A 7,286-nucleotide genomic window follows, 5' to 3' on the forward strand; every position below is an offset into this window, starting at 1 on the left:
CTATAAGTGTTTCAATAAGTAGAAAGAGAATATTATCAAATGGATATTCCTTAACACGATGATCAAATTAATTCATAAGTATCATGATGATTATATATAAAATCAATGATTTAAAGAAAATAATGGATGGATCTGTAGGAATGTAGTTAAGAGAACTCAGAAAGTCTCGTGAGATATTATTCATAATAATATAGTTTGTACTGAACATAAATATCATTGCGTAACATGTGATCATAAAGAAATTCCAAGACATCATAAATGTACGGATTCTTTTTAAGCTAATACTTTTCAACATTATTGCCACCCCTTTACACTATAGGAGTCAATATTGTCTTTAGTAATCATTGTGACAGGTACTTCAATAATTTTTGGAATATCTTTTCTTTGAAGAATATCATACATCTTCTTTGCAGAGAGTTTTCCAAACATAAGTGGAGATTGTGCAGCAGTACCTGCAATAAGAGGGCTCTGTTTAATAAGTGATTTTAAATCTGGTGTGCCATCTACTCCATAGACAATAATATCATGGCGATTTAATGATTCTATGGCAGCGAGTGCACCTAATGCTGAAGGATCATTTAAAGCCATCACAACATCAACATTTGAATGCTTTTTTAATATTGTCTGCATTAAAGGCATCGCACGTTCTAATTGTCCTTCACATTCTGCAGAGTCTATAATTTGATATTGTGGATAATCTTTAATAGTATCTACAAATCCCTGTATTCTTGAAGCTGCTGATTCGACAGTAGAATGTTTTAATAAGACAATATTGGCTGATTGCATTCTTTTCATCATATTTTGCGCACATAAAACACCTGCATTATAATTATCAGATTCAATAACACAATCAATCAAATCTGTATTATCTACAGACGCATCTATCGCAATCACTGGAATTCCTGCTTTTCTTGCAGATTCTAAAGAAGGAAGCTTCTTTGAATCAATAGGATTCACAAAAATACCATCCACCTTCTTTGATATAAATTCCTCTATCTGTTCATTCTGTTTATCTGTATCAAGTTCAGGATTACGTACAATAAGTTCATCCCCGTTTTGTTCTATTTCTTTTCTTAATTCATTATTAATCACTTCATAGAAAGGGTTGTTCATAGTCATATAAGTTGCCCCAAAGACAAGATGTGTCTTTTGTGGTGTTAGATAGCTTGTATAAACTGTTCCTAACAATACGGCAATCACTAATCCTATAATAATATGAAGTGTCCTTTTACTTCTCTCATCCATTACTCTCACCTACTTGTGTACATTTTAACATAATTCTTACATCCTCTAAACGATAAAAATACAGAGATTATGGTATTATTTGTTACAAATCATGTGAAAGGGTTTATAATATATGTAGGCAAGGATAATCTCATTGTATTTACTATTATTTGACCAAGGGGATGATTTCTATGTTAGATATGAGAATTTTAAGTGATCCATATGAAGAAGAATGCTTTCTAATACTAAAAAGCAACCTTCCTAAAATGAAAGATGAAGAGGCATTAGAACTCTATGTAAACTTAAAGAAGTCTTATAAGAAAGACAGAGGTTTAATGCGTTATATCTTTGATGAAACAGAAAAGATTGCACAGAAATTAATGACTATCTAGCCAAAAAAAGAAGGTTCGCGAGAACCTTCTTTTTAGTATTCACTTGGGACAATAACCGCAAGAATAATATAAGCGAGAATACCGCTTCCTCCTAGCGCTGTAAATGAAACCCATCGTATTCTGACAAGAGTAGGATCAATCTGGAAGTATTCCGCAATACCTCCACATACGCCAGCAAGCATACGGTCATGTGCTGAACGATATAATCTTTTATTCATTTTCTACCCCTCCTTACACATAGTATCATATTTTCTTTGATATATATAGAATAATACAAATAGAATAACACCTATTGTACTTATGATACATGAAAGGGTATATCCTGGAGGAGTAAATGTGATCTTAATTGTATGACACCCTTTTGAAATACGACATCCTAAGAATGCTTGATTGACTTTTTCTATATTGACTTTCTTATTATCAATATACATTGTATAACCTTTTTCATAAGGGATACGTGTAATAAAGTAACCATCTTGAGAGACATTGATTTTACCTTCTAGTGCATTGGATGATTTCTTCACATCTAATGGATCAACAGTCTGATTTAATGCAGAAGCAGGAAGTGTATACATCTTAATATTTTTAATAATATAGTCACCTTTAGAGAGAGTTACTTTTAATTGATTACTTGTAGTCACATAAGTGAAATGTGTATGAGGATGATAATAAGGATTCTTAATACTAGCGAGTTTATTCTTCATTCCATTGACAGTAATAGATACACCATTAAGAGGTTTCTTATTCTCAATATCTGCTTCTAATACAACGATTTCATTGTTTGTTTGACGATTCAATGTCATTTCTTTTTTCTGCTTTTTAGTAATATGATAAGATTTCTTGAATCCTGGATCTTCTTTAATAAATTGACTTTGATAATGTGTATCACCTTTATTCACAATCGCGCAATTCACAAGTGTATCTAGAGTATATGGATAAGAGAGCTGCCTAAAATGTTTTTCACTCATTAACTGGCTTGTTGCATAAGCTTGAGGTAAAGAAGTATTTGATTGATAAAGTTTCACATTCTTATCTTGATCCCTTAAAGAATAACCATAAGGGGCATTTCTTTTAGAAATAACTGTATCAATACCAAGTGTTTTAAGGTAGAAGATATTGTCTGTATCATTCTGTGCGACACGGTTATTTGTAGGAACAGGGATTCTTAATGTATCAAATAAGAATTCATTGTAATGTTTATTATTAGTAGATGTATAGCCTGATACACGTTTAAATAGATAACCATGAGTTTGATTGACATTCTGTCTTGTAGTCAAATCCGCGACTGTATGCATCTTATTTCTTCTTACTAACTGTGAAACATTCTTTTCTGATTTCTTTGGCTTATAGAATGAAGAAGGTCCATTAATAAATGATACAACCAACATTGGAACCACAAGATATCCATACAGTACATGCTTTCTTCTTTGGAGTAAGATAAGAAGCGCAAATAGGCAATCTACAAGTGCTGAGAATGGGTATTTAATAAAGAATAATGGAATCATTAGTAACAGTACAGAATATCTAGAAAGTGTAACATCCCCTTCTTTAATCTTTACTAACATCATACACATGATATAAGCCACGATTGGAATAAAGACAATCATGATCTTACTTCTTGCATATAAGAAACCATTCATAATAAACCACATAAGTGGAGAGTAGAATGATACAAGAGTGACAATAGAAAGCTTTCTTAGCTGTTTATCACTTAATGCAAGAACTAAAAGAATATATGAGATATATGTTAGTCCACATCCATATTTACTATAGAGTAATCCCTTTAAATTAAGAGAAGGGATGAATAATGATGCAAGTGCAGTGGGTGCACCAGATTTACCATTCATTAATATAATATAGAGTGTTGGAATTGTCAGTATTGCGGTTAATAGGACAATTAATATATATGATATAAAGAGCTTCTTCCATTCAGCAGGATAACGATATAGTAAATAAATGAAACATACAATAAAGCATCCAATACAATAGAAATAGCTATGAAGTACAATCATACTGCCACATAGTGTAAAAGCTGCAAAGTTCTTCTTTTCTATACTTATTAAAGCGAGGAATAAGTAAGGCATATAGTTCACAAACATGATCTGTTTATGTGAATGAAAGAAGATACTTGATAATAATACAAGTAAGCTGACAAAGATACAGATGTTTTCGTTATCTGTATGTTGTCTTAAAAAGATATAACAACAAATAACAGAGAGTGTCAGCATCAATACACTATAGGCAATGATGATTGTCTGCATATTTACATGTATGAGTAATGCACCTATAAGAATATCTGGTCTTAAGTATCCATAATAAGAGAAGTGATAGATATTTCCTCCACCCATTAACTGTTTCATATAAGTAGGGAATAGTGTTCCTTCACTTCTTATTGCATGTCTTAATGCATCCGCAATAGCTACATGCTGGCTATACCAGTCAATTGTGTTACCAAAGACATCGGATGTAAGTATAAAGACTAATGCGATAGATAGTAGACCAAGTAGACAAATGGTGCGCTTGTCTTTTTTAGTCATGATTTTCACCTCGATACTATTGTAAGAAACAAATCTTAAATTTAGACTTAAACAAATCTTAAATTCACTTAATTTTTGTGAATTTTATGTTTAAGAAATCTTAAGAATTCTTTTAAGGTTTTTTAAATAAAGAGATGATATTGTAAAAAAGGGTGATAAATATGAATAATTTAAAAATGTTGACAATTAGTTCTTTGTTGATGATTAGTTCATTATTTGGTTCTAATCATACAATTAAGCATAAGAAGATGATTGATGGATTAAATCTTAAGAATATAGATTCTGTGATGTTTGTAGCACATCCTGATGATGAAACTATATGGGGTGGCAGTCATCTTTTAAAGAAACATTATCTTGTTGTATGTTTGACTAATGGTAATAATAAGGTAAGAAGAAAAGAGTTTATGAATGTCATGAAGGCAACAGGTAGTACAGGTGTTATGTTTAATTATCCAGATAAAACAAATGGACAAAGAGATAATTGGAATAAATCAAGAAAATATATCAAGAATGATGTACACTATATATTAGGTAAGAAGAAATGGAAAACTGTTGTGACACATAATCCTGATGGTGAATATGGTCATACGCATCATCAGATGACTTCTTATATAGTAAGTAAAGATAGTCGTGTTGATATGAATCAGTTAGTCTATTTCGGCAGGTATTATAGAAAGAAGAATTTGCCTCATAATCTTAATTCTATAAGTCAAAGTGATTTAGAGAAGAAGATGAACTTAACAAATATGTATAGTTCACAATCTAAGGTTATGGATCATCTTGGACACATGTTACCTCATGAGAACTGGGTGAAGGCAAAGGATTGGAGATAGTTATGAATGAAAAAATCATGATAGTAGATGATGATAAAGATATACGAGAAGTAATCCAGGTGTTATTGTCTAGTGAAGGATATAATGTCATAGAAGCAAGTAATGGGAAAGAAGCATTAGAATTAGTGGATGATGATACAGATCTTATTATTCTTGATGTGATGATGCCTGAGATGAATGGGTATCAAGCGTGTGTATTATTAAGAGAGAAAACAAAAGCCCCTATTCTCTTTTTAACTGCAAAGGGGCAGGATAGTGATAAGACATTGGGTTTTTCTAGTGGTGGTGATGATTATCTGACTAAACCATTTTCTTATAATGAATTAAATGGACGTGTGAAAGCATTACTTAGACGCTATCATGTGTATCAGGGTAAAGGTACTACACAAGAAAAACAGATTATATATAAGACAGGTAATATAGAAGTCAATAGTGCGAAACGTACAGCATCAATAGATGGAGAGAAACTCAACTTAACAGATTTAGAATATAATATTCTAGAATATTTATTAATGAATAAACAGCAGGTTATTTCTCCTAGTCAGCTATTTGAAGCTATCTGGCATGAAGAATATTATTATGGGGCAAACAATACAATTATGGTGCATATTAGACATTTAAGACAGAAGATTGAAAAGGATCCTACAAATCCTGAACATATTAAAACAATCTGGGGTAAAGGATACTATTGTGAGTAAGAGATATGTAAGTCTTGCCTCTAAGATTTTCTTTATATTAATTGCCTCAAGTATGTCCGCAGTATTGGTATATAGCTGTTTTAGAGAACAGATTCCCCACTATTATAATTTTATAGATGAAGTTGCTGGTATTAAGGATAAGAGAAATAAGTTCTTTAAAGAGTTTAAAGAAAAAGCAAAAGATGTAAATTTAACGGATAAGAAGCAGGTTAAGAAGTTAATTAAAACCAAAGATCCATACTTGTCTGTTTATATTTATGATAATAAGAATGAATATTATGTTGCCGCTAATTATGCAGATTTCCTTACTCAACCTGTGAGTGTGATTACACCACTTTATATCTTACAGACAGACTTTGAAACAGATGCGTATAATGCGGTTTATACAAAGATTGTACAGTTCAAGGATCAAAAGGCTGAAGTAGAACTGTATGATCTGAACTTACTTAAGTATATTAAGTATTATTTCTATGTTGCTTTGTTTGCCTCTTTCCTCACATTCCTTCTTCCTACTTTCTTTTTTATTCGTCATAAAGTCAAATATATTGAATGTTTAAAACAGGAAATACTCAATATGTCCCAGGGTGATTTATCTCATCCTATGACAATTCAAGGACGTGATGAACTTGCAGTACTTGCTCGTCAAATGGATGGTCTAAGAGTGACATTAGAGGAAAATTATGAGAAAGAAAAAGAAATGCAACAGACACATCATGATTTGATTACTGCCATGTCACATGACTTAAGAACTCCTCTCACAAGTTTAAGAGGTTATCTGGATATTCTTGCCTTGCATTGTTTCAAGGATCAGGAACAGATGGATAACTACTTACATAGATGTATTGACAAAGTAGAACAAATCAAAGAATTATCTAATAAGACATTTGCTTATTCACTTGTGTTTGAACAGAATAGTCATCCTCAATTAGAAAGTATGTCTACAGAAGCACTCTTAGGCTATATAGAAGAGAATCTTAACTATCTAGAATTAGAAGGTTTTATCATTCATAAAGACATTAAATACATAAAAAAAGAAGTCCTTTTAGACTTCTCCATGATCAAAAGAATGATCAATAACCTCTGTTCTAATATTCATAAATATTCAGATAAACATGTAGATATGACTCTTACTCTAGATGATTCTTTTGATCTCCTTTTAACCAATAAAAAGAAGAGTGACTTATCTAAAGTAGAAAGTAATAAGATTGGTTTAAGAAGTGTAAAACGTATTGTAGAACTTCATAATGGAACATGTTCTATTGAAGAAAGTGAAGAAACATTCTCCATCCATATCTCTATTCCACTAAAAAAGGCTTGATCATAAGATAATTAGAGGGCTAGCAAATATAAGATCAAAAGGAGTATACTATTTAGTATGATGAAAAAATTACATTTAATCATAAAAATAAGTTTCTTTGCTATTGTAATAGCTGTTTCTATATTTTTAAAAGAAAAACATTTTACTGCATACATATCTCCCACAGCTGTAATTGATTCAACAGATTACATTATTCAATTTAATAATTTTTCAAATATTCTGTTGGCTAGCAGTTTACTATTACTCATTCTATTCTTTACTTATTATAATAATGAGTTTACGCT

General features: G+C 31.2%; 8 protein-coding genes. 5 read left to right on the plus strand and 3 right to left on the minus strand.

Translation table 11 applies throughout. The features are described 5' to 3' along the window. Positions 1-294: 294 nt before the first annotated feature. Positions 295-1,245: a sugar ABC transporter substrate-binding protein gene (locus ACT8VG_RS05450; RefSeq protein ID WP_238928252.1), complete on the minus strand. Its 951-nt coding sequence runs from the start codon at positions 1,243-1,245 to the stop codon at positions 295-297. A gap of 170 nt (positions 1,246-1,415) precedes the next feature. Between ACT8VG_RS05450 and ACT8VG_RS05455 the strand changes: the two genes are divergently transcribed. Continuing rightward, positions 1,416-1,616 carry a hypothetical protein gene (locus ACT8VG_RS05455; RefSeq protein WP_187012499.1) on the plus strand — a complete coding sequence of 67 codons (201 nt, stop codon included), beginning with the start codon at positions 1,416-1,418 and terminating at the stop codon, positions 1,614-1,616. A gap of 32 nt (positions 1,617-1,648) precedes the next feature. On the opposite strand, the gene ACT8VG_RS05460 is transcribed toward ACT8VG_RS05455, so the two are convergent. Both ACT8VG_RS05460 and ACT8VG_RS05465 read right to left on the minus strand, forming a co-directional pair. Then, the gene (locus tag ACT8VG_RS05460; RefSeq protein WP_444195358.1) at positions 1,649-1,834 is read right to left on the minus strand and encodes a PspC domain-containing protein; all 186 of its coding nucleotides are present in this window, start codon (positions 1,832-1,834) and stop codon (positions 1,649-1,651) included. A gap of 3 nt (positions 1,835-1,837) precedes the next feature. Continuing rightward, complete coding sequence (locus ACT8VG_RS05465) at positions 1,838-4,153, minus strand: YfhO family protein (protein ID WP_444195359.1); 2,316 nt, start codon at positions 4,151-4,153, stop codon at positions 1,838-1,840. A 161-nt stretch (positions 4,154-4,314) separates the two neighbouring features. Between ACT8VG_RS05465 and ACT8VG_RS05470 the strand changes: the two genes are divergently transcribed. The 4 genes from ACT8VG_RS05470 to ACT8VG_RS05485 form a co-directional block, all read left to right on the plus strand. Beyond that, positions 4,315-4,986 (plus strand): PIG-L family deacetylase, encoded by a 672-nt coding sequence (locus ACT8VG_RS05470; protein WP_443624835.1) that lies wholly within the window; start codon positions 4,315-4,317, stop codon positions 4,984-4,986. A gap of 2 nt (positions 4,987-4,988) precedes the next feature. Continuing rightward, positions 4,989-5,684 (plus strand): response regulator transcription factor, encoded by a 696-nt coding sequence (locus tag ACT8VG_RS05475; RefSeq protein ID WP_443624834.1) that lies wholly within the window; start codon positions 4,989-4,991, stop codon positions 5,682-5,684. Beyond that, positions 5,677-7,002, plus strand: coding sequence for a histidine kinase dimerization/phospho-acceptor domain-containing protein (locus ACT8VG_RS05480; protein WP_444195360.1), 1,326 nt, complete (start codon positions 5,677-5,679; stop codon positions 7,000-7,002). Before ACT8VG_RS05475 ends, ACT8VG_RS05480 begins: the two co-directional genes overlap by 8 nt. Before the next feature lie 57 nt (positions 7,003-7,059). Beyond that, positions 7,060-7,286: hypothetical protein (locus ACT8VG_RS05485; protein ID WP_444195361.1), on the plus strand; the 227-nt coding region annotated here is incomplete at its 3' end.

This window comes from Catenibacterium sp., from assembly GCF_052354645.1.
GTDB classification, from domain to species: domain Bacteria; phylum Bacillota_I; class Bacilli_A; order Erysipelotrichales; family Coprobacillaceae; genus Catenibacterium; species Catenibacterium mitsuoka_A.